The organism is Bacteroidales bacterium, assembly GCA_021157585.1.
Lineage (GTDB): Bacteria > Bacteroidota > Bacteroidia > Bacteroidales > UBA12170 > UBA12170.
On the sequence record JAGGWH010000093.1, the window covers coordinates 1 to 23,050 of the forward strand.

At 33.1% G+C, this 23,050-nt stretch carries 19 protein-coding genes; 6 read left to right on the top strand and 13 right to left on the bottom strand.

The features are described 5' to 3' along the window. Positions 1 to 138: 138 nt before the first annotated feature. From nhaD to J7K39_06190, 3 genes are all read right to left on the bottom strand, one after another. Positions 139 to 1,518, bottom strand: a complete 1,380-nt coding sequence (gene nhaD / locus J7K39_06180) for a sodium:proton antiporter NhaD (GenBank protein ID MCD6179473.1) — start codon at positions 1,516 to 1,518, stop codon at positions 139 to 141. A gap of 161 nt (positions 1,519 to 1,679) precedes the next feature. Further along, a complete protein-coding gene (locus J7K39_06185) occupies positions 1,680 to 2,243 on the bottom strand; it encodes a 1-acyl-sn-glycerol-3-phosphate acyltransferase (protein ID MCD6179474.1) in 564 nt (187 codons plus the stop codon). 101 nt (positions 2,244 to 2,344) lie between these two features. Further along, the gene (locus tag J7K39_06190; GenBank protein ID MCD6179475.1) at positions 2,345 to 2,908 is read right to left on the bottom strand and encodes a 1-acyl-sn-glycerol-3-phosphate acyltransferase; all 564 of its coding nucleotides are present in this window, start codon (positions 2,906 to 2,908) and stop codon (positions 2,345 to 2,347) included. 240 nt (positions 2,909 to 3,148) lie between these two features. Between J7K39_06190 and J7K39_06195 the strand changes: the two genes are divergently transcribed. The 3 genes from J7K39_06195 to cydB are packed head-to-tail and all read left to right on the top strand — an operon-like array spanning position 3,149 to position 6,085. Next, a complete protein-coding gene (locus tag J7K39_06195) occupies positions 3,149 to 3,361 on the top strand; it encodes a DUF4492 domain-containing protein (GenBank protein ID MCD6179476.1) in 213 nt (70 codons plus the stop codon). A 5-nt stretch (positions 3,362 to 3,366) separates the two neighbouring features. Then, complete coding sequence (locus tag J7K39_06200) at positions 3,367 to 4,926, top strand: cytochrome ubiquinol oxidase subunit I (protein MCD6179477.1); 1,560 nt, start codon at positions 3,367 to 3,369, stop codon at positions 4,924 to 4,926. Position 4,927: 1 nt separating this feature from the next. Next, positions 4,928 to 6,085 carry a cytochrome d ubiquinol oxidase subunit II gene (gene cydB / locus J7K39_06205; GenBank protein MCD6179478.1) on the top strand — a complete coding sequence of 386 codons (1,158 nt, stop codon included), beginning with the start codon at positions 4,928 to 4,930 and terminating at the stop codon, positions 6,083 to 6,085. A gap of 158 nt (positions 6,086 to 6,243) precedes the next feature. Here the strand turns inward: cydB and J7K39_06210 are convergent, their stop codons facing one another. The 6 genes from J7K39_06210 to J7K39_06235 all read right to left on the bottom strand — a co-directional run bounded on the left by J7K39_06210 (position 6,244) and on the right by J7K39_06235 (position 15,856). Continuing rightward, a complete protein-coding gene (locus J7K39_06210; GenBank protein MCD6179479.1) occupies positions 6,244 to 7,158 on the bottom strand; it encodes a ribonuclease Z in 915 nt (304 codons plus the stop codon). Positions 7,159 to 7,209: 51 nt separating this feature from the next. Further along, positions 7,210 to 8,886, bottom strand: a complete 1,677-nt coding sequence (locus J7K39_06215) for a nucleoside kinase (protein MCD6179480.1) — start codon at positions 8,884 to 8,886, stop codon at positions 7,210 to 7,212. Positions 8,887 to 9,217: 331 nt separating this feature from the next. Next, positions 9,218 to 11,293: a (Fe-S)-binding protein gene (locus J7K39_06220; GenBank protein ID MCD6179481.1), complete on the bottom strand. Its 2,076-nt coding sequence runs from the start codon at positions 11,291 to 11,293 to the stop codon at positions 9,218 to 9,220. Positions 11,294 to 11,530: 237 nt separating this feature from the next. Continuing rightward, entirely contained in the window at positions 11,531 to 11,992 is a 462-nt protein-coding gene (locus tag J7K39_06225; protein ID MCD6179482.1) for a PaaI family thioesterase, read from the bottom strand. 142 nt (positions 11,993 to 12,134) lie between these two features. Beyond that, complete coding sequence (locus J7K39_06230) at positions 12,135 to 13,919, bottom strand: long-chain fatty acid--CoA ligase (protein ID MCD6179483.1); 1,785 nt, start codon at positions 13,917 to 13,919, stop codon at positions 12,135 to 12,137. A 143-nt stretch (positions 13,920 to 14,062) separates the two neighbouring features. After that, positions 14,063 to 15,856 carry a long-chain fatty acid--CoA ligase gene (locus tag J7K39_06235; protein ID MCD6179484.1) on the bottom strand — a complete coding sequence of 598 codons (1,794 nt, stop codon included), beginning with the start codon at positions 15,854 to 15,856 and terminating at the stop codon, positions 14,063 to 14,065. A gap of 309 nt (positions 15,857 to 16,165) precedes the next feature. Between J7K39_06235 and J7K39_06240 the strand changes: the two genes are divergently transcribed. From J7K39_06240 to rfbD, 3 genes are read left to right on the top strand one after another with little or no spacing between them, the layout of a single operon-like run. Next, entirely contained in the window at positions 16,166 to 17,491 is a 1,326-nt protein-coding gene (locus J7K39_06240; GenBank protein MCD6179485.1) for a UDP-glucose/GDP-mannose dehydrogenase family protein, read from the top strand. A 36-nt stretch (positions 17,492 to 17,527) separates the two neighbouring features. After that, on the top strand, positions 17,528 to 18,469 hold the full coding sequence (locus J7K39_06245) for an SDR family oxidoreductase (protein MCD6179486.1): 942 nt from the start codon (positions 17,528 to 17,530) through the stop codon (positions 18,467 to 18,469). Between the two features lie 60 nt (positions 18,470 to 18,529). Then, positions 18,530 to 19,393 (top strand): dTDP-4-dehydrorhamnose reductase, encoded by an 864-nt coding sequence (gene rfbD, locus J7K39_06250; protein ID MCD6179487.1) that lies wholly within the window; start codon positions 18,530 to 18,532, stop codon positions 19,391 to 19,393. Between the two features lie 11 nt (positions 19,394 to 19,404). Here the strand turns inward: rfbD and J7K39_06255 are convergent, their stop codons facing one another. The 4 genes from J7K39_06255 to nqrE form a co-directional block, all read right to left on the bottom strand. After that, entirely contained in the window at positions 19,405 to 20,415 is a 1,011-nt protein-coding gene (locus J7K39_06255; GenBank protein MCD6179488.1) for an FAD:protein FMN transferase, read from the bottom strand. Positions 20,416 to 20,419: 4 nt separating this feature from the next. Continuing rightward, positions 20,420 to 21,013 carry a hypothetical protein gene (locus J7K39_06260; GenBank protein ID MCD6179489.1) on the bottom strand — a complete coding sequence of 198 codons (594 nt, stop codon included), beginning with the start codon at positions 21,011 to 21,013 and terminating at the stop codon, positions 20,420 to 20,422. A gap of 132 nt (positions 21,014 to 21,145) precedes the next feature. Continuing rightward, positions 21,146 to 22,405: an NADH:ubiquinone reductase (Na(+)-transporting) subunit F gene (gene nqrF, locus J7K39_06265; protein ID MCD6179490.1), complete on the bottom strand. Its 1,260-nt coding sequence runs from the start codon at positions 22,403 to 22,405 to the stop codon at positions 21,146 to 21,148. A gap of 20 nt (positions 22,406 to 22,425) precedes the next feature. Then, positions 22,426 to 23,043: an NADH:ubiquinone reductase (Na(+)-transporting) subunit E gene (gene nqrE, locus J7K39_06270; protein ID MCD6179491.1), complete on the bottom strand. Its 618-nt coding sequence runs from the start codon at positions 23,041 to 23,043 to the stop codon at positions 22,426 to 22,428. Positions 23,044 to 23,050: the final 7 nt, after the last annotated feature.

Consider the following 23,050-nt stretch of genomic DNA (forward strand, 5'->3'; position numbering starts at 1 on the left):
GAAAAATTATTAGACCGTGGCAATTCAAAAGAATATTTACAAGATTTTAACCCAAGTTTTAATACTGATCCCAAATAAATACACATAAAAAAAGAGCTTGCGAATATTCGCAAGCTCTTTTTATTTATTCAAAATATTTTAATGTGAATGCAGTATAATAGCTTGTAACCAATAAGCACCTATACCGGCAAAATAACCTAATAAGGCTAATGCACTAATTCGTTTTGCATACCATATAAAATCAATTTTTTCCATTCCCATAGCAGCAACACCGGCAGCAGAACCTATAATAAGCACACTTCCTCCGGTACCAGCTGCAAATGCTAATAACTCCCAGAAAACACCATCAACAGCAAAATGGCCAACGGCTTGAATATCGTACATCCCCATTGCTCCGGCCACTAATGGAACATTATCAACAATTGAAGACATAAGACCAATAACAGTATTTATCAAATAAATATTTTTATTAGTTGCTCCATCTAACCAAGTGGCAGCAAGTCCTAATTGACCCGCAGATTGCATACTTGCAACAGCAGACAATATTCCTAAGAAAAACAAAATAGTTGGAATGTCAACTTTACGTAAGACACCAACAACCGTCAATCTACGTCTATCATCATCTGCTTTATGTTTATGCATTAATTCGGTAGTAACCCAAAGCACACCTAAACCCAATAACATTCCCATATAAGGAGGCAAATGAGTAAGTGTTTTAAATACAGGCACAAACAATAAAGCTCCAACGCCCATAAACAAAACCAATTTCCGTTCAAAACCTGTTGTAAAATCTTCTTGATCAGCTGCAGAAAGAACCGGACGTTCTACATTCCCCTTCATAGTGAAACTAAGAAAAATAACAGGAATTATCATTGCTACCAGGCTTGGAATAATAACCATTGCTATAATATTAGCTGCTGTAACCTGCCCTCCTATCCAAAGCATAATAGTTGTAACATCACCAATAGGCGACCAAGCTCCACCGGCATTTGCAGCCAACACTACCATACTAGCAAAAAACCAACGCGTTTCTTTATCTGAAATCAGTTTTCGTAAAAGAGCAACCATTACAATTGTAGTTGTAAGATTATCTAAAGCAGCTGACATAAAGAAAGTTAAAAAACTCAATATCCAAAGTAATTTTACTTTTTTAGTTGTTGTAATTTTATCTGTAATTAATTTAAAACCTTGATGCTGATCTATTAATTCAACTATAGTCATAGCTCCAAGCAAGAAGAATAGAATCTGTGAAATATCTCCTAAATGGTGGATAATTTCTTTGTGAACAATAAAATCGATTATGCCTTCATGAGAATCCATAGAAGGATTATTCGCTAAAAACTCATTCCACGCACTACTTACACCACTATGAAAAATATCGGCAGCCCCTAAAATATAAGCTACCCAAGTTAAAGAGCCAATTAATAAAGCAGATGCAGCTTTATCAATTTTCAGCGGATGCTCTAAGGCTATAGCTGTGTAGCCTAGAACAAAAATAACAACCATTAAAATAAACATAAGAAAAGATTTTTATTAGTTTTAGGCGCAAATGTATGAAGTTTTTTAACTTTAACGCTTCACATTAAGAATGTATTGCCTCAATTTAAAGTTCTTCTAAATAATAAGATTATTTTCATATGTAATAACACTTGTATTACGTACGAATACCCCATTTTATATTAGGAATAGATATTGATAGGTTTTGGATTATACTTATCGGGATACATAGCTAAAGCCTCACCATAATGGTTAACAATCTCTACAATGTCTTTCGAAAAATCTCCTGTAGGATAAAAAGCCTTACTAAATTCTAAAACTTTCTTTTTATAATCTAATCTTCCAAAAACAAGCGGAACATTTGCTTTTGTAGCAATCTGATAAAATCCTGTTTTCCATCTTTCTACGTAAGCACGAGTTCCTTCCGGAGAAATTGAAAAAATAAAATCATCCTTCTTTTTAAAAAGCTCAATAATATAATCAACCATTTTTATACTGCCTTTTCTATCTATTGGCATAGCACCCAAAGCTCTTAGAATATATTTTAAAGGAAAGAAAAACATCTCTTTTTTCATCAATACTTTTTGGGGAATACCAACAGAGCTAACTCCAAGACGTGCTATTACAAAATCCCAATTGGAAGTGTGAGGAGCAGCAACAATAACATAAGATTTTTCTTCTACACCGTGCTTCACAACTTTCCAGCCAAAAAGATTTAGTATAAATTTACTAACAATAGCAGACATATTCCTCCTTTAAATAAATATTAATTCCATGCAAAAGTAATCAAAAAAAACGAATTAGTAAGTATTCACTTACAATAAATAGAAACAAATACATTCTTAACTCAATACTTAACATTAGCGGGTTTTGGATTATATAATTCGGGATTACGACCTTTAACATCCTTGAGTAGGCTAACAATCAATTTAAAATCCTTTTCAAAATCTCCGCTTGGGTATATTACATCGGCCAAACCTGAGCGTTTCTTTTCATAGTCAATTTTTCCAAGAACTATTGGAACATTTGCTTTTAAGGCGATATGATAAAATCCTGTCTTCCATTTTTCCACATAAGAGCGCGTCCCTTCAGGTGTAATAGAAAAAACAAAATCATCTTTTTCCTTAAAGATATCCGCTATATAATCTACCATTTTTTCACTTTTCTTACGATTTATTGGCATTGCTCCCAAAGCTTTTAGCAGGTAATTTAAGGGAAAGAAAAACATCTCTTTTTTCATCATAACAGTCTGTTTAACTCTTAAAGAACCTATAACCATTGTGCCCATAATAAAATCCCAATTCGAAGTGTGAGGAGCAACTAAAATAATAAAAGACTTTTCTTTAGGGATATTTTGATCCACCTTCCAACCAAATACCCACAAAATAAATTTAAAAATATATGCAATCATTTTATACTTATCAATTAAAAATCCTTGAATCAATATGTAAAATTACATTTTTCTCATTAAGGATTACGATATTTATAAATTTAACAAAATTATGAACAAAAAAAAATATTAAGACCTACCCCCCATTTAACGATTTAAATACCTAAATACATTTTTATCAACAACTATTTGTAATTATCTATAATTGCTATATATTTGCTAAAGCATGCGAGGTATATTAATACTTTCTAATTATCGCTAATGTCAATATTTAAAAAAATATTCGAGTTCTATTATACTGGCTTTAAAGAAATGAAAGTCGGCAAACAACTATGGTTAATAATTTTAATTAAACTATTTATCATGTTTGCTATACTCAAACTTTTCTTTTTCCCCAATTTTTTAAAAAGCAAGTTCAATTCTGATAAAGAAAGAGGTGATTACGTGATTGAACAATTAACTAACCCAAAATAAATTATATGGAAAATTTTGATTTTACTTTAATCGATTGGTCCAGGGGACAATTTGCATTAACTGCATTATACCACTGGCTATTTGTTCCATTAACCTTAGGCATAACATTTATGCTTGCAATAATGGAAACCATCTATTACAAAACTGGCGATCTGGAATGGAAAAAGATTACCAAATTCTGGATGACTCTTTTTGGAATTAATTTTGCTATTGGAGTAGCTACAGGAATTATTCTTGAGTTCCAATTTGGAACCAACTGGTCAAACTATTCTTGGTTCGTTGGTGATATTTTTGGTGCTCCCTTAGCTATAGAAGGCATTATGGCATTTTTTATGGAATCTACCTTTATTGCAATTATGTTCTTTGGGTGGGATAAAGTAAGTAAAGGATTTCACTTGGCCGCAACTTGGTTAACAGCTATTGGTTCTAACCTTTCAGCACTATGGATTTTAGTTGCCAATGGATGGATGCAAAACCCGGTTGGAATGCAATTTAATCCGGATACTGCAAGAAATGAAATGAATGATTTTTGGGAAATTCTTTTCTCGCCTACAGCTGTAAATAAGTTTTTACATACAATATACACCAGTTATATTGTTGCAGCAATATTTGTTGTAGGAATCAGTGCTTGGTTTTTATTAAAAAACAGAGATATAATTTTTGCTAAAAGAAGTATCGTAATAGGTTCTGTTTTCGGACTTATTTTTGTCGCTTTAGCAGGTTTTACCGGAGATGAATCGGCTCGTGAAATCTCTAAAACACAGCCTATGAAATTTGCAGCTATGGAGGGTCTTTATTATGGAACTACAAATGCTCCACTTGTAGGTTTCGGGATACTAAAAGACGACCCTGTTGTAGAAAATCCTGACAAAAAAGGTTTCTTAGTTGAAATTAAAATTCCAGGTGCATTATCATATATGGCCAATTTGGATTTTGATTCTTTTGTACCCGGTATTTACGATTTAGTTCACGGAAATAAAGAACAAGGAATTATATCGTATTACGATAAAATTGATCGGGGTACTGTTGCAAGAAAAGTTTTAACCGACTATAAACTTGCTAAAAAAGAGAAAAATACTCTAGTTGCAGATTCACTTCGAGCAAACTTTGAGAATGAAGAGTGGATGAATACTTATTTCAAATACTTTGGTTATAGCTATTTTAAAAACCCACATGATATTATTCCAAACGTACCTATTTCATTCTATTCGTTCCACATTATGGTCATTTTGGGTGGGTATTTTGGAATCTTATTTTTACTTATGTTATTCTTAAGTCTTAAAAATAAACTAGCTAACAAACGTTGGCTGCTATGGATTGCTCTATGGAGTATGCCTCTTGCTTATCTTGCAACAGAAAGCGGATGGATTATTACAGAATTAGGTCGTCAGCCTTGGGTAATTCAAGACTTGATGCCAACTATGACTGCTGTTTCAAATATTGACTCAAATGCAGTACTAATTACTTTCTGGCTCTTCTTTGCTGTATTTGCTGCGCTATTGATTGCCGAGATAAAGATTATGTTAAAACAAATAAAAATAGGACCAAACGAAGGAGGACATTAATATGTTTGAAACATTAGATTATAGTATTTTACAACATTATTGGTATGCCATTATTGCTTTGTTAGGCGCGCTGCTAATATTCTTGTTATTTGTACAAGGCGGACAAACCTTGATTTATACCATTGCGAAAAACGAACTGGAGAAAAAGATGATTGTTAACGCTTTGGGCCGTAAATGGGAATTTACCTTTTCTACTTTAGTAGTTTTTGGAGGAGCATTCTTTGCTTCATTTCCTCTGTTTTACTCTACCAGTTTTGGAGGAGCATATTGGGTTTGGATGATTATTCTATTTGCATTTATTATACAGGCTGTTTCCTACGAATACCGAACAAAACCAGATAACTTCCTAGGTCAGAAAACATACGAAATATTTTTGATTATCAATGGAGTTATTGCAACCGTATTTTTAGGAACTGCTATTGCTACATTTTTCACAGGCTCTCCTTTCCATATTGACGATTTAAATCGTTCATTTTGGGATTCACCATTTCGTGGTTTAGAACTGGCTTTAGATTTTACGAGATATGCAACATTTGTAAATTTATCTTTTGGACTTGCTGTGTTTTTCTTATCTCGAGTATTAGCTAATCTTTACTTTATGAATTCAATAGATCATGAAGGGATTTTATATAGAGCTAAAAAATCTTTATTTGCAAATGCAATACCATTTTTAGTTTTCTTCTTATTCTTCTTGATAAATATTTTAGTAATGGACGGCTACGCTGTTAATCCGGATACTAAAGAAGTATTTATGGAGCCTTATAAATACCTGCACAACCTATTACAAATGCCCGTAGTAATGATTATTTTCCTACTTGGTGTTGTATTAGTAATATTTGGAATTATAAGAGCCTATTTCTTTACTGAAAAATGTGCTGGCAGAGGAATATGGGCATCGGGTATTGGTACAGTATTAACCGCTTTTGGTTTATTACTTGTTGCCGGATATAACAATACTGCTTACTATCCTTCATTTACCGACATACAATCATCCATTACTATTTTCAATAGCTCATCAAGCCAATACACTTTAACAACTATGAGCTATGTCTCATTAATGGTTCCAATTGTATTAGCATATATTTTCTATACTTGGAGAGCAATGAATAAGAAAAAAATAGATGCAGATGAAATGAATAACGATTCACACGCATATTAAGAAAGGAGAAAAAATGTATACAAAAGAAATAATTTTAATACTTAGCTGGCCTGTTACAATATATGTTGCTTACCTGCTAATACGATATTTTCTTAAAGTTTTTGATAAGAATGTTCAATCATAAAAGGAAAGAGGCTTCCATTTTGGAAGCCTCTTTTTTAAATATCAATCTTAAGATTTTCGATAGCCAAAACAGTATTCTCAAAAACACTCTGTGTTTCTATAAGAACGGGATTTAAATCCTTATAACGAGCCGAGAAATGTCCGATAATTAGTTTCTTAGCATTAACATTATTAGCAGCTCGTGCTGCATCTAATGTAGTTGAATGTTTTTTAGCTTCAGCAGTTTTTCTCATATCTTCCATAAAACTACATTCATGATATAATAAGTCTACATCTTGAATATAATCTGTAATCGCCTCGTAATAAGCTGTATCTGAACAATAAGCATAAGATTTTCGGGCAGATCCCGGTTTTGTTAACAAATTATTACTTACAACCTCCCCATTATCATTTACAAAATCATTTCCCTGTTTAATTCCTTCAAAAGCATGATTGGGAATATCATATATTTTAAGAACTTCCTTTCTAATTTTACGCGCATGTGGTTTTTCAGCAAAAAGAAAACCACAAGTAGGAACACTATGATTTAAAGGGAAAGAATATATTTCAAGATGCTTATCTTCAAAAATAAGATGCTTGGTGTCAAATTCTAAAAAATGATACTGAATTTTATAATTAAGATTTGATTGCGACACCGATAACTGCAAGTCCAATACCTTTTTAATATCTTCCGGAGCATAAATATGTAAATCATTTTCTCTTCCTAAAAGATTAAAACTTGATATCAAGCCTATCAATCCAAAGAAATGATCGCCATGCATATGGCTAATAAAAATATGATTTATTTTGGAAAAACGAATCTGATTTCTTCTGATTTGTATTTGTGTTCCCTCTCCACAATCAATCAGGAATAGTTTAGAAAGATGTGAAACTATTTGAGCACTTGAGAAACGAGCCGAAGTAGGAATAGCAGAACTGCTACCTAATATAGTAACCGAAAATTGATTCATAATAACGATTTACAAAAAATAAAAATACATATTCTTTCCAATAAAATAATGCTATGAATAATCAAAACTGCTACCATCTAAAAACTCACGTAAAATAGAAGTAGGTGGAATTTCTTTTTCTGCTATTGGTAAAATATAAGAAAGAAACTTTAATAACCGTCGAGCTTCAGAATATTCAGGAACAATAGGAGGAACTTCTTTCAATAAAGGTTCAACCCACTTTTTTAATACTCCTAACTCAAACAACAAGGCAGTATTAAACATTACATCAGCTTCTTCTTGATGAGGGAAAATATACTTATCCTCTCCTGCCCTAACACTTGGCCATCTTTGCAAAGTTTCTAAAGCAGAATATCCTCTATAAGAATAATCACGTACCATACGCCTAATCAAACGGTTATCTGTAGTTGGAATACGATTCGACGAATCGATACTCAGAGGCGTTAATGCTGATACATACACCTTAAATTTTCTGTGTTTTGGAATTTTCTCGGAAATAATTGGATTTAATCCATGTATCCCCTCAACTAAAATAATACTGTTTTTATCTAATTTTAATTTCGATCCATCGTATGATCTTTGCCCATTAGCAAAAGAAAATTTCGGCAAATCAACTTCTTTTCCATCAAATAAATCCAACATATTTTCATTAAAAAGTTCGACATCCAAAGCTTGCGGACTCTCAAAATCATAATCGCCATTTTTATCTCTTGGAGTGTGTGCACGATCTACAAAATAATTATCCATTGAAAGCACGATAGGTTTAAAGCCAATAACACTTAATTGAACAGATAAACGCTTTGCAAAAGTGGTTTTTCCTGAAGAAGAAGGACCGGAAATAAGAACAACCTTAATATCTTCTTTTCTTTTATCAATCATATCGGCAATGCAAGCAAGCTTCTTCTCTTGCAATGCTTCAGAGATTTTAATAATATCACTGATCTTTCCATTCTGTGTTGAAAGATTAAGCTGACCGACATTTGGAACACCTATAATCTCTACCCAATCTTTAAACTCTCTAAATATTTCAAATAATTTATTTTGAATAATAATTTTCGGCAATTTATTTGGATCTTCTTCCTTTGGAGCTACCAGCAACATACCTTCGTAATATTTTACTAAATCAAAATTTTGTAAATATCCGCTTGACGGGAGAAGATAACCGTAAAAATAATTAACTACATTATCTAACTTATATACCGAACTATAAAATTGCTTACGTGTACGCATTAAAGTACACTTATCATTTAAACCAAACTCTTCAAATATTCTTAAAGCATATTCTGTACGTATTTCCTCTCGTGTAAATGGAATATCTTGATTAATAATTTCTTGCATTTTAATACGTATGCTATTAACCATATCCGCATGAAAATCGTCATCAGTAATATCACCCAACTCGCAATACAAACCATTAGAAACAGCATGTTCTATTTTTAGCCTTTTATCAGGATATAAATCTATTGCTGCTTTAAATAATACCAAAGATAAAGACCTTAAATACATACGTTTACCATCGGGGTGGCGATAATCAATAAAGCGCACAGTTTTAGGTTTATACACCAAATAATCTAATTCTTTTAAGCTATTATTTACCATAGCTCCAAGAATAGGATATCCGATATCTATTTTCTGATCATTTATAATATCTTGTAAAGTAGTTCCAAACGGATAGCTCTTTTCGGTATTCGTATTCTCACAATATATATTAACATTCTTTCTACTCATCGCAAATTATTTTGCCACATCAACTTTAGTGTGATTGTACAAATTTAAAATTATAAGTTAGATATTCATATTGTTTTTCACAGATATACTAATCCACAACAAATTTGAACATTTACATAACAAAAGATACAGTAATTTTCACTACACGCTATTTACAATAGTTGATATTAGTGCATAATTACTTAAACATCATATCAACAAGTGATTGAATACATGCTATTAATAACGCTAAATTCGGTATAAGAAATACTCACAAGCATTCTTTATACCGAATTCAGTTCAATAATAAATACAATTAGATTATATGGCTATAAATCCCATTCAGATACAGCTAAAGTTTCATCGACATTGCAACTAATTCAGCAATATCGTAATTTTTAACCGTCTCCTCTTTTTCTTTATATTTAAGTCCATCCGAAATCATAGCCATACAGAAAGGACAAGCTGTTGCAACAATATTACATCCTGTTTCAAGAGCTTGCTCCGTACGTTCCATAAATATTTCTTTATCTCCATTTTCAGCTTCTTTAAACATTTGTCCACCACCAGCACCACAACATAAGCTGGAAGCTCTATTATCTTTCATTTCAACCTTAACAGAAGGTATAGCAGCAAGAACATCGCGAGGAGCATCATATTCGCCATTTCCACGTCCAAGATAGCAAGGATCGTGATAAGTAATGGTACTACCTTCAAACACATCACCACCTATTTCAAGATTACCTGCAGCTATTTGCTCTTGCAAGAATTGCGTATGATGTATCACTTCAAAATTTCCACCTAAATCGGGATATTCATTTTTAAGGGTATTAAAATCGTGAGGATCAGTACAAACTATTTTTTTCACTTCATAACCATTTAAAACTTCAATATTCATCAAAGCCTGCATTTGATAAAGCATTTCGTTACCGGCACGACGAGCTAAATCACCACTATCGCTTTCTTCGGTTCCAAGAACGGCAAAATCAACTTTTAAATGATTTAATATTTTCACAAAGCTACGAACGACTTTTTTATAACGATCGTCGAAAGCGCCTGCTGAACTTACCCAAAACAAATATTCGGGTTTCTTTCCGGCAGCAAACATATCTGCCATAAGTGGAACATTCACACCATCAGCCCATAACATACGATCATCTTGAGAATACTGCCAAGGAGCTCCGTTATTTTCGATATTAGTTAAAGCAGAATTTAAAGTTGGAGGCGTTGAAGCTTCTTCTAATGAACTATAACGACGTAACTCCATAATAATGGAAACATGGTCAATATTTACCGGACATTCATTGGTACAAGCATTACAAGTAGTACAAGCCCAAAGTTCCTCCGGACTAATAAAATCACCCCAAAGAGCTTTATTATCATCGAAACTATTACCATCTTTAGCTACACCTTTTCCTACAATCTCCAAACGATCTCGAGTATCCATTATAATCTTGCGTGGAGAAAGCATTTTACCGGTTTTATTAGCCGGACAAACATCGGTACATCTACCACATTCTGTACAAGTATATGCATCGGCAAGACTTTTCCAACTTAAATCGCGAACATCTTTTGCACCAAAACGTTCTACTTCTTCGGTTCCGGCTTCTTCTTCCGAAATAATTCCCATCGCAATTTTAACCTCTGTAGTTACAGCTTCCATATTACTAATATAAGTAGCTGGTTTTAATTTTGAAAAATATACATTTGGGAATACAAGAAAAACATGAAAATGCTTCGAATATGGAATATAATTTAAAAATGCAAAAACGCCTATAATATGAAACCACCAACCAAAACCTTCGATAAATTCTAAAGTTGAAACCGAAAATCCTGAAAAAAGCGGAACTAAAAATCCACTAATTAGGAAAGTTCCTGTAACAGGATAATGCTCTACTCCTTTTAACTGAAGTACTTGATCGGCAGCATTCATAGAAAAAAGGGCAGTCATTAATAAAATTTCGGTAATTAATATGATATTTCCATCAAGTTTTGGCCAGCTTGTCATCTCAGGCTTATGAAAACGAGCCAAGCGTAAACCATTTCTACGAAATAAGAAAACCACACAAGCTGTAATTACCGCCAAAGCAAAAACTTCGAATACCGAGATAAGCACATTGTAAAAGGGTAAAAACGAAAATACTCTGTGAGTCCCGGCAATACCATCGGTCATAATCTCAAGCATTTCAAAATTCACCATTATAAAACCGGTATAAACTAAAATATGTAGTATTCCGGCAATAGGACGTTTAACCATTTTACTTTGGCCAATAGCCACTAAAAACATTGTTTTCCAACGCTTTTGCTGTTGGTCTTTAATGTCGAGAGGTTTCCCTAACTTAATATTTTGAATTATAACGTTTACACTTCGGTAAAACAAAACGACCGTAATGGCCAAAACGACTAAAAAAATAATACTTGATACCATAAAATTAATTTTTATCTAAATTATATAAGAAGCATGTTTATTTCTTCTCATATTCTTTTGTTTTTACTTAATGATACAATATTAATTAATTAAGCAACAGCATGCAAATACAATGCATGCATTGTATATTTTTTATTTTGAATCTAAATAGTGAAATTAGATTTAGTACTGATTTACAATAAAATACAGTACATATTCAAGAGTTGTCGCCTTTATAAAATTTTATTTAAGGTAAAATCATAAATCTATAAAAGACATAGCTTTGACAGTTGTAACAACCAGGTTAGTAGTCGAACTGGCTATTACTTCTCCTTTTAAATTATAAACTTTACATTCAAAATTAGCAATCTTCTTTCCCATCCTAATAACATTTGCTTTAGCTCTAACAGTTTCGCCTTTTCTCGCTCCAAAAAGATAATTTACATTAAGGTTAGTTGTGGTAAACATGTATTCCGGCTCCATGCTAAAAAATGCAATCCCAATTGTATCGTCAATAATTGCAGCTAAAAAGCCTCCCTGAATCATACCAACAGGATTTGTTAAATCATGTTTTATTGGGTAATCTACCCAAGCTTCACCGACTCCAATATGTTTTAGAGTACCAGCTAACAACAAAGTTGAAGGCGAAATACTATCAGTAAAAGGCTTATCCAGTTGATTTTTTAAGTACTCAACAGTTGAGTTTGTTATAGTCTGCATAAAATTTTATATTCTCCCAAATAACGACCTTACTCCCTTGATAAACTGTATCCAAAAGCTTAAGGACATATTTTTACCATGATTTATGTTTAATATAATGCCGTTAATCTGAAAATAGTGGAATATTAATTTAAGAAAATACTCAGTCTTGAGGATATATTTCTTGAAGTAAATGGTCATACTTTTTCCTTACAACTCTACGCTTGAGTTTTTGCGTTGGAGATAATTCACCTGTTTCGGCAGTCCAAGCTTCACACACCAAACGAAATACTTTTACTTGTTCAATATGTCCTAATTCTTTATTCTTTATCTCTACTTCTTTTTGATAACGCTCGATAATTACTGGCAAATAGATTAAATCTTTATTATCACGATATTTTATTTTATGTAAATGACACCAATTATGTAGGAACTCAAAATTAGGTGAAATTAAAGCTCCTGTAAATTTTTCATTTTCACCAACAACCATAATATTCTCTATAAACTGAGATTCTTTAAAAGTATTTTCCACCAAATGAGGTGCAACATATTTTCCTCCACTAAGTTTAAATATCTCTTTTTTTCTATCGGTAATACTTAGCATATTATTCTCATCTACATTTCCAATATCACCTGTATGAAACCAGCCATCTTCGGTTAATACCTCACGTGTTTTTTCAGGATCTTTATAATAACCCACCATAACATTATCGCCTTTAACAAGTATTTCACCGTCTTCGGCTATTTTAACTTTGATGCTATCAGGAATTAAACCTGCACTTCCCCATTTTACACCGGGATAATCAGCTAAAGTTGCAGAAACAATTGGTGAAGTTTCTGTTAATCCATAACCTTCTTGAACACGTACACCGGCAGCTCTAAATATCCGTGCTAATCGAGGCTGTAAAGCAGCTCCTCCGGAAATTACACCTTTAAGTTCTCCGCCTAATGCCTCACGCCATTTACTAAATATGAGTTTATCTGCAATTTTTAATTTAAAATTATACCAAGCAGAACGTTCTGCAGGATTTGCTTTTAATTGATTTCCCAAATTAACAGCCCAAAAGAAAAGTTCCTTTTTAATACCCGAAAGCTCTCTACCTTTATTTGTAATCTTATCATATATTTTTTCAAAAACACGAGGAACGGTAATAAACATTTTCACTTTTATCTCACGTATATCATCTCCAATATCCTCAATACTCTCCGAGTAATGAATTTTAGCTCCTATAGATTGCCAAAGATAATTACCGGTACGTTCTAAAATATGACAAAGAGGAAGGAAACTCAGTACTTCGTCGCCAACTTCACTATAGGGGACACAAGTTTGGGCAATTTTTACATTGCTGACTACATTATTATGTGTTAGCATAACACCTTTTGAAAGACCGGTTGTTCCCGAAGTATATATCAATGTTAGTAAATCATCCGGTTTTACTTCATCCATATTTTGTTTTAACAAATCGCGATATTTATCAGCCTCGTCAATCCCCTTTTGACTAATCTCTATCCAATTTTTTACACCTTCAATTTCATCAATAGTATATATTTCCTCAAGCTTATCAATTTTCTCAAAAATAGGATATATCAAATCATATAAATCTTTATTTGCAACAATTAATATTCTAGATTCTGAATGAGACAAAATATGGAGATATTCCTTTTCACTAATTGTAGGATAAATTCCTACATGAACTACACCAATCTGAGACATACCAAAATCAATAAAATTCCATTCTGGTCGGTTATTAGTCACTGTTGCAATTTTATCACCTTTTTTAAAACCCATCGACAATAATCCAAGACTAAAATTATCAACTTGTTTTCTATAATCGGCAGTACTAAAGCGTTCCCATTTACCATTACGCTTAACAGCTAATGCAGATTCTTGTGAAAAATTCTTCTCGGCATAAGTGAGAATATCGAAAGTACGTCTTACTGATTCCATTTGATTCTTGTTTTTATTTGGGTTTAGGTCTGCACAAATATAACAAATGTTTTATGCATGCATAGTATTTTTCAACAAATTTGGCATAAAAAAACGCTTTACTAACAAATTAGTAAAGCGTTTTGGGCATTAAAAATTAATTTCTATATATTTCCACTTCCAGCAGTTTGAAATATTTCTTTAACAAGATGATCGTATTTATCATAAAGGAATTTTCTTTTTAATTTCAATGTAGGTGATAATTCGCCTGTATTTGGAGTCCATTCAGAACATACTAATTTAAAGCGTTTAATTTTTTCAGTATCACTTAATTTTTTATTAATATCATTCACTTCTGTTTGATAACGCTTAACTACTTCGGGCATACGTACCAATTCTTCGTTATCACGATAATGCAATTTATGTTTTGTAGCCCAATAATGCAGATGATTAAAATCGGGAGAAACCAAAGCACTGGCAAACTTCTCATTTTCACCAATAACCATAACATTTTCAATAAACATAGATTCTTTACATTTATTTTCAATAGCTTGGGGAGCTACGTATTTTCCTGAAGACAGTTTAAAAATTTCTTTTTTACGATCGGTAATTTTCAGATACTTACCATCTTCCATAATACCAATATCGCCAGTATGAAACCAACCATCTTCATCAATAACTTCAGCAGTTAAATCTGGTGCTTTATAGTAACCTAACATAATATGAGGCCCTTTTGTTAATATTTCACCATCTTCGGCTATTTTAACTTCAACATCTTCTAATATTGGACCAACAGTACCAAATTTAATATTAGGATATTCTGTATGATTTACAGCAATTACCGGCGAAGTTTCTGTTAAGCCATAACCTTCTTGAACATTAATACCTGCTGCGCGAAAAACACGTGCTAAACGAGGTTGCAATGCAGCACCTCCCGAAATAATAACTTTTACATTTCCACCAAGAGCTTCCTGCCATTTAGAAAAAATAAGTTTACGAGCAATCTTTAATTTTTGTTCATAAAACCAACCATTAGCATTATTTAACTCATAGCGCAAGCCTAATTCTACCGCCCAGAAAAAGATTCTCTTTTTGATTCCTTCCAAATCTTTTCCCTTAGCCATAATCTTATCAAAAACTTTTTCTAATAAACGAGGTACCGAACTAAACCCATGAGGATTTATTTCTTTCAGATTATCGACGATAGTAGCCATATTCTCAGCATAATAAATCTTAATACCTTTATACTGAAAATGATAATTAAGCATACGCTCATACACATGACATAGAGGTAAAAAGCTCAATGCCTTTTCCCCTGCTACCAAAGGCTGGATTTTAGAAGTAGATATAGCATTAGATATCAAATTATTATGAGAGAGCATCACTCCTTTTGCATTACCTGTAGTTCCACTAGTATAAATAATAGTTACCATATCTTCCGACTTAATGGAAGCTTTAATGGTTTCTAGTTCTTCTTTATACTTATCACGATTTTGAGTTCCCAAATCGCGAATCTCAGTCCAAGACTTTGCTCCTTCTATTCCTTCATTAAAAACATAAATATTTTTAATTGTCTCCACTTTATCAGCCAAAGGAACAAGACGCTTATAAAGTAACTTATCTGAAATAAGTAAAGTTTTTACTTCGGAATGAGCCAAAATATACTCATACTCTGAATCCGAAATTGTTGGATAAATTGGCACATGTATAAGTCCTGCCATAGACATTCCCATATCAACAATATTCCATTCCGGACGATTATTAGATACTGTTCCTATTTTCTCTCCCTTTTTATAACCTAAAGCTAAAAGGCCATAAGCAAAATCATAGGCATTATCCAAATATTCTTGACTTGTAAAAATATCCCATTTTTTATTGCGCTTAACAGCTAAAGCATCATCAGTCATAAAGTTCTGGCGCATGCGCTCAAGGATATCAAATGTTCTTGTAACTTCCATATTTTTAGATTTTTGAAAGCAACAAATGTAATAAATAAAGTATATTTCACAATATTTTAACAAATACCAAAGCCTCCCTTACAGTATATTATGATAAAATATGGATTTTACATACTGATTATAAGGAAGTTATTTTTTAAAAAATATTAATATTATTTTTAAACAATTTTTTATTTTTTTTTGAATTTTTATAAAAAAAAATATAAAATCAACTTTTTGTTAAACGCGATCTACATATTTTACTAAAAAAAATAAATACTCAAATACTTTTTTGCCTACCTTTGACTTGATTAACTTAAACTCAGTATTATGAAAATTACAATAGTTGGAACAGGCTACGTTGGTTTAGTAACCGGAGCTTGTTTTTCGGAAGTAGGTATCGACGTAACCTGTGTTGATATTGATGTAAAAAAAATCGAAAATCTTAAAAAAGGCATCTTACCCATTTGGGAACCAGGTTTAGAAGATATGGTTCAACGAAATGTTGAAAATAACCGTTTACATTTCAGTACCAGTCTTGCAGACAGCCTTGAAGGAACGGAAGTTGTTTTTGGTGCCGTAGGAACTCCTCCCGATGAAGATGGAAGTGCAGACCTTAAGTACGTATTACAAGTTGCTCGAGAAGTTGGTAGAAATATTAACGATTATGTTTTAATGGTCACCAAAAGCACTGTCCCTGTTGGAACTGCCGAGAAAGTTCGCTCAGCTCTACAAGAAGAGTTAGATAAACGTGGTGCAATGATAAAATTTGATGTTGCTTCTAACCCCGAATTCCTAAAAGAGGGCGATGCTGTTAACGATTTCCTTAAACCGGATCGTATAGTTGTTGGCTGCGATACGGAGAGAGCTGTACGAACAGTAGAGCGCCTATACAAACCTTTTACTTTAAATGGGCATCCAGTTATTTTTATGGATATTACTTCAGCAGAAATGACTAAATACGCAGCAAACTCCATGTTGGCAACAAAGATTAGTTTTATGAACGATATTGCTAACCTTTGTGAAATTGTTGGTGCCGATGTAAATGCTGTTAGAAAAGGAATTGGCAGCGATTCGCGTATAGGAAAAAAATTCATCTACCCGGGAACGGGATATGGAGGATCATGTTTCCCAAAAGACGTAAAAGCTTTAATTAAAACCGCCGACAGTTATTCTTATAATATGCGTGTTTTAAAAGCAGTAGAAGAAGTAAACGAAAGTCAGAAATCTATTTTATTCAATAAGCTGAACAAACACTTCAATTATGATTTAAAAGGTAAGCATATTGCTTTATGGGGACTTTCTTTCAAACCTCAAACCGACGATATGCGTGAAGCTCCGTCTTTGGTAATTATTCGCAAACTTCGCGAAGCAGGAGCCACGATTAAAGCCTATGATCCTGTCGCAATGGAAGAATCTAAGCGAATCCTTGGCGACAAAATTGAATATGCTGAAGACAAATACGACGCCTTATTAGATGCTGACGCACTAATAGTTGTAACAGAATGGCCAGAATTCAAATTCTTAAACTTCCATCAAGTAAGCCAATTATTGACAAACAATTTAATTCTTGACGGACGAAACATATACGATGCTAAAGAAATGAAAGAGAACGACTTCACCTATTATTGTATTGGTTTAAACACAGTAAAATAAGCAAGCTGTTCTAATTAAGAATTAAGACAAAATATTATGATTAGAAAAAAAGTTTTGGTTACCGGAGGCGCAGGCTTCGTTGGTTCTCACTTAATTGATCGATTACTAAAAGAAGGTAATGAAGTAATATGTGTCGATAATTATTTTACGGGACAAAAGCAAAATATTGTCCACTTAATGGAGAATCCATTCTTTGAATATATAAGACACGACATTACAATGCCATTCTTTATAGAAGTAGATGAAATTTACAATCTTGCCTGTCCCGCTTCTCCTATTCATTACCAATACAACCCTATTAAAACGGTTAAAACATCGGTTAGTGGTGCAATAAATATGCTTGGACTTGCAAAGAGAATTAATGCTAAAATACTACAAGCATCAACAAGTGAAGTTTATGGCGATCCAAAAGTTCACCCTCAAACAGAAGATTATTGGGGACACGTAAACCCTATCGGAACGCGTTCTTGTTACGACGAAGGAAAACGTGTTGCAGAAACATTATTTTTCAATTACCATTGGCAAAACAAAGTACGTATAAAAGTAATACGTATTTTTAACACCTATGGCCCTCGTATGCATCCCCATGATGGTCGCGTTGTATCTAACTTTATTGTTCAAGCATTACAGGGAGAGGATATCACAATTTATGGTGATGGCTCTCAAACCAGAAGTTTTCAATATGTCGATGATTTGGTAGAGGGAATGGTTAGAATGATGAATTCTAGAGAAGATTTTGTCGGCCCTGTTAATATAGGTAATCCAAACGAATTCACTATTGCAGAATTAGCCGAAAAAGTAATTGAATTAACCGGAACAAAATCTAAAATCATTTATGAAGATTTACCTTCTGATGATCCTTTACAACGTCAACCGGATATTACTTTAGCAAAAAAAGAACTTAATTGGAAACCTAATATTCAATTGGAAGATGGTCTTAAAAAGACTATTGACTACTTTAAACAACTTGTAATTTAGGTTAAAACAAATGTAGCGAAAGCTTAAAAGCTTTCGCTACATTTTAATTGAGCTAAACATATGATTAACATTTTAATTACCGGTAGCGATGGTCAGTTGGGAAACGCCATACAAGTAGCAAGTAAAACTTTTAGTAATTTCAATCTGACATTTACAGATGTTGCTGATTTTGATATTACAAACGCAAAATCTATTAATAAATATTTATCGAAGAATAACTTTAAATATTTAGTGAACTGTGCAGCTTATACAGCTGTTGATAAAGCTGAGGAGGATAAAAATTTAGCTTATTTAATTAATGCAGAAGGACCTGAAAATCTGGCGAAAGCCTGTAAAAAACACAACTGTAGCCTTATCCATATTTCAACCGATTATGTTTTTAACGGAATGAGTCATCTTCCATATACAGAAACAATGGAAACAAATCCCCCATCGGTTTATGGTCAATCAAAATTAGCCGGAGAGAAAGCTATACTTGAATATTCAGATTCTGCCATTATTATTAGAACATCTTGGTTGTACTCAGAATTTGGAAACAACTTTCTAAAAACCATGTTAAAATACGGTTCTGAGCGCGATGAATTACGTGTTATTTTCGATCAAATTGGAACCCCAACCTATGCAGGCGATTTAGCAATGAGTATCTTAAAAATTATTAACTCCAATAAAAAATTAAATCAAAACGAAATATACCACTTTTCTAATGAAGGTGTTATTAGCTGGTATGATTTTGCAAAAGAGATTATGAACCTTGCAAAAATAGATTGTAAAATTACTCCTATTGAAAGTTATGAATATCCGCTTCCTGCACCTCGCCCACATTATAGTGTTTTAAATAAAGCTAAAATTAAATCGACTTTTGGTTTAAGCATTCCTTATTGGAAAGATAGCTTAAAATTATGTTTGGAACGAATCAAAGAATAAAAGTTCAAGCTTTATTCACCATTTAAAGCTTCCAAAAACCCATTGCTCATTTGGGTTGTAATACCCTTATCTTTGTCGAAGTAAATAAAGTAGGCTTGTATTTCAGGATGTTGTTCGATAAATTCCAAGGCTTTCTCTTTTCCCATTACCATAAAAGCAGTTGCAAAAGCATCAGCATCGGTACAATTCTCTGCTAAAACGGATACGCTTAATAAAGAATGCTGTACCGGATAACCGGTTTTTGGATTTAAGCTATGTGCATATCGAATACCGTCTATCTCATAGTATTTACGATAATTCCCTGAAGTTGCTAAGGCTTTATCTTTCAGCATAAAAGTTTGCTGTAATTCCCGCTCTTCAACAGAAGATTCGCTAGGCTTTTCAATTCCTACTAACCACTTCTTACCGTCCGGCTTTTCTCCACTTGCCAATAATTCTCCTCCAACATCTATTAAAAAGTTTTTAATTCCAATTGAAGAAAAATAATTTCCTAAAACATCAACAGAGTTTCCCTGTGCAATTGCATTAAAATTTAGTTGAATACGTGGGTCTTTTTTTACCAGCTTACCATTCTTAACGGAAACAGCACGATAATCAACCAATTGTTTTAGGCTATCAATTAAAAGTGGATTAATCTTTTCGGGTTGGGCAAAAGTACCAAATCCCCAAGCATTTGCAATTGGACCAATAGTAATATCCATTGCACCATCGGTAAGTTCAGCAACTCTAATTGCCGCTTCAAAATTATTGAGAAACCACTTATCTAAAATTACGTCTTCGTTTCTATTTACTTTGCTAACAATACTTTGCGACTGGTAAACAGAAACCGACTGATCGAAAGCATCTAAAATAGAATCTATTTGTATCTTCAGATTTCTATTTGCATCATCAAAATAAATTATTGAATAATACGTTCCTTGAGCCTCTCCCAAAATTTGAATTCTTTCTTTTGGAGAAGAGCAAGCTAAAAAGAAAAAGCCAATACTAAAAATAGCAAAGGCTTTAATCGTTTTTCTTATCATTTAATTAAAATTTAAACCCTAAACGAAAACTCGGTGTTGCAAATGGAAGCAGACTTTCATTATACGAATCCGGATTAAAGGAAATAAACCCCAAACCCATACTTATGCTCACAAAGAAACTATCTGTAGGAGAATAAATAAGTCCGTTATTAATCAGAAACGCGGTATTTATATAATCGGCTTCCGTATTTGTTTCATGATAATTATTATAGGCATCGTAATACCAATCATACTCATTCTCAGTAACTGAGATAATCCTAAATTCCGGTCCTAAGAAATAGCGTACCGTTCCTTGTCCTGTAGGATAAAACTTAACACCCATTCCTACCCACCAATGAACCTCATCAGACCAAGGATCTTCAAAAGGAGAAAGAGTTACTGAAAACGGAATATTAAATGACATTTTACCATCAGACAATACCCGTTCGTACTCAATAGATACACGTCTAACTAAAACATCAGAAAGCATAATTGATAGTCGGCTGTTATTTTCAATATTACTACTGTTATCATTGTCATCAGCAACATAACGTTGTGCAAAAGTGTTTACAGAAACACCCATTATCAGTACAAGAAATATTAAAGTAAGTTTCTTCATATTTATTATTTTTAAGTGTGAATATTTAGAGCTAAATTACAATACTGCAAATACTAATCCTAAAGAAAAAGCCACTTTAACAAAAAAGTAGCTTTTTTTAACAATCTACAATGATAATTTTTAGGGGTTTATTTATCCTCCAAAATCATCAAAGGCAATCATTTCTTCAGGAACACCATAATCATCAAGCATTTTTAAAACCGCTTGATTCATCATTGGAGGACCACAGAGATAATACTCTATTTCTTCAGGTTCGGGATGTTTTTTCAAATATTCATCCATTATCACTTGATGGATAAAGCCAACATAACCATCCCAATTATCTTCAGCTTGAGGTTCTGACAGAGCAATATTGAATTTAAAATTAGGATTGTCTTTTTCTATAGCACGAAATTCATCAACGTAAAACAGCTCACGTAAAGAGCGACCGCCATACCAAAAAGTGGCTTTACGATCGGTTTTTTGAGTAAGAAATTGGTCGTAAATGTGTGAGCGCATCGGAGCCATTCCCGCACCACCGCCAATAAACATCATTTCGCGTTTGGTTGGTTTGATAAAGAACTCACCATAAGGACCAGAAACCATTACCTTATCTCCTGGCTTACGAGAGAATATATATGAAGAACAAATACCTGGATTCACATTCATAAATCCACCTGCTTTACTATCGAATGGAGGTGTTGCAATACGAATATTCAGCATTACAATATTTCCTTCGGCAGGATGATTGGCCATAGAATATGCGCGATAAATTGGTTCTGGATTCTTCATTTGTAAATCCCACATTTTAAACTTATCCCAATCGCCACGATATTCTTCATCAATATCCATATCCTTAAAATCGACTGTGATTGCAGGCACATCAATCTGGATATAACCACCTGAACGGAAATCCATTGTTTCTCCTTCGGGTAATTGAACAACAAACTCCTTGATAAAGGTAGCTACATTATTATTAGAGACTACAGTACACTCCCATTTTTTAATACCAAAAACTTCAGCAGGAATTTGTATTTCCATATCCTCTCTAACTTTTACCTGACAACCCAAACGCCAATTGGCCATTTGTTCTTTTCTAGTAAAAAACCCCTTTTCGGTAGGAAGGATTGTTCCTCCTCCACTAATAACTTGACAGGTACACATACCACAAGTTCCTCCACCTCCACAAGCAGAAGGTAAAAATATTTTTTGAGCCGCAAGTGTGGCTAAAACTGTTGATCCCGGTGATGTAATTATCTCTTTTTCTCCGTTAAGAGTAATTTTAACATCGCCTTGTGGTGTTAGCTTTTTCTTTGCATAAAGCAGCACCATTACAAGAATTAAAATTACCGTTAAGAAAACAACAATACTTGAGATAACGATTGTTCCTATTCCTATATTTAATAACATCATTTTATTTTTTAATATTCAACTTATAACTTAATGCCAAGGAAACTCATAAAGGCAATTCCCATTAAGCCGGTAATGATAAATGTAATTCCAATTCCTTTTAGTGGACCCGGTACATTTGAATAATGAATTTTCTCACGTATCGCTGCAATGCCAACAATTGCTAAAAACCAGCCTATTCCGGAACCAAGAGCAAAAGAAGTAGCTTCACCTAAAGACTGATACTCACGCTCTTGCATAAATAGCGATCCTCCTAAAATAGCACAGTTTACGGCTATTAACGGAAGAAAAATACCCAGAGAAGAATATAATGCTGGAGAATATTTTTCAACAATCATTTCCACTAATTGTACCATAGAAGCAATAACCGCTATAAACATAATAAAACTTAAAAAGCTTAAATCTACATCGGCAAAATCCTCGCTCAACCACACTAAAGCTCCGGGTTTTAATAAGTACTCGTTCATCAAATAATCAACCGGAACGGTAATTCCTAAAACAAAAATCACAGCAGCACCCAATCCAACGGAAGTATTTACCGTTTTAGATACTGCAATGTAAGAACACATGCCTAAGAAGTAGGCAAAGACCATATTATCGATAAATATGGATTTAATAAATATGTTAAATATTTCTTGCATCGTTTCT

Coding starts and splice junctions, on each gene's coding strand:
- nhaD (MCD6179473.1), bottom strand. CDS start 1,518: ATGTTTATTTTAATGGTTGTTATTTTTGTTCTAGGCTACACAGCTATA.
- J7K39_06185 (MCD6179474.1), bottom strand. CDS start 2,243: ATGTCTGCTATTGTTAGTAAATTTATACTAAATCTTTTTGGCTGGAAA.
- J7K39_06190 (MCD6179475.1), bottom strand. CDS start 2,908: ATGATTGCATATATTTTTAAATTTATTTTGTGGGTATTTGGTTGGAAG.
- J7K39_06195 (MCD6179476.1), top strand. CDS start 3,149: ATGTCAATATTTAAAAAAATATTCGAGTTCTATTATACTGGCTTTAAA.
- J7K39_06200 (MCD6179477.1), top strand. CDS start 3,367: ATGGAAAATTTTGATTTTACTTTAATCGATTGGTCCAGGGGACAATTT.
- cydB (MCD6179478.1), top strand. CDS start 4,928: ATGTTTGAAACATTAGATTATAGTATTTTACAACATTATTGGTATGCC.
- J7K39_06210 (MCD6179479.1), bottom strand. CDS start 7,158: ATGAATCAATTTTCGGTTACTATATTAGGTAGCAGTTCTGCTATTCCT.
- J7K39_06215 (MCD6179480.1), bottom strand. CDS start 8,886: ATGAGTAGAAAGAATGTTAATATATATTGTGAGAATACGAATACCGAA.
- J7K39_06220 (MCD6179481.1), bottom strand. CDS start 11,293: ATGGTATCAAGTATTATTTTTTTAGTCGTTTTGGCCATTACGGTCGTT.
- J7K39_06225 (MCD6179482.1), bottom strand. CDS start 11,992: ATGCAGACTATAACAAACTCAACTGTTGAGTACTTAAAAAATCAACTG.
- J7K39_06230 (MCD6179483.1), bottom strand. CDS start 13,919: ATGGAATCAGTAAGACGTACTTTCGATATTCTCACTTATGCCGAGAAG.
- J7K39_06235 (MCD6179484.1), bottom strand. CDS start 15,856: ATGGAAGTTACAAGAACATTTGATATCCTTGAGCGCATGCGCCAGAAC.
- J7K39_06240 (MCD6179485.1), top strand. CDS start 16,166: ATGAAAATTACAATAGTTGGAACAGGCTACGTTGGTTTAGTAACCGGA.
- J7K39_06245 (MCD6179486.1), top strand. CDS start 17,528: ATGATTAGAAAAAAAGTTTTGGTTACCGGAGGCGCAGGCTTCGTTGGT.
- rfbD (MCD6179487.1), top strand. CDS start 18,530: ATGATTAACATTTTAATTACCGGTAGCGATGGTCAGTTGGGAAACGCC.
- J7K39_06255 (MCD6179488.1), bottom strand. CDS start 20,415: ATGATAAGAAAAACGATTAAAGCCTTTGCTATTTTTAGTATTGGCTTT.
- J7K39_06260 (MCD6179489.1), bottom strand. CDS start 21,013: ATGAAGAAACTTACTTTAATATTTCTTGTACTGATAATGGGTGTTTCT.
- nqrF (MCD6179490.1), bottom strand. CDS start 22,405: ATGATGTTATTAAATATAGGAATAGGAACAATCGTTATCTCAAGTATT.
- nqrE (MCD6179491.1), bottom strand. CDS start 23,043: ATGCAAGAAATATTTAACATATTTATTAAATCCATATTTATCGATAAT.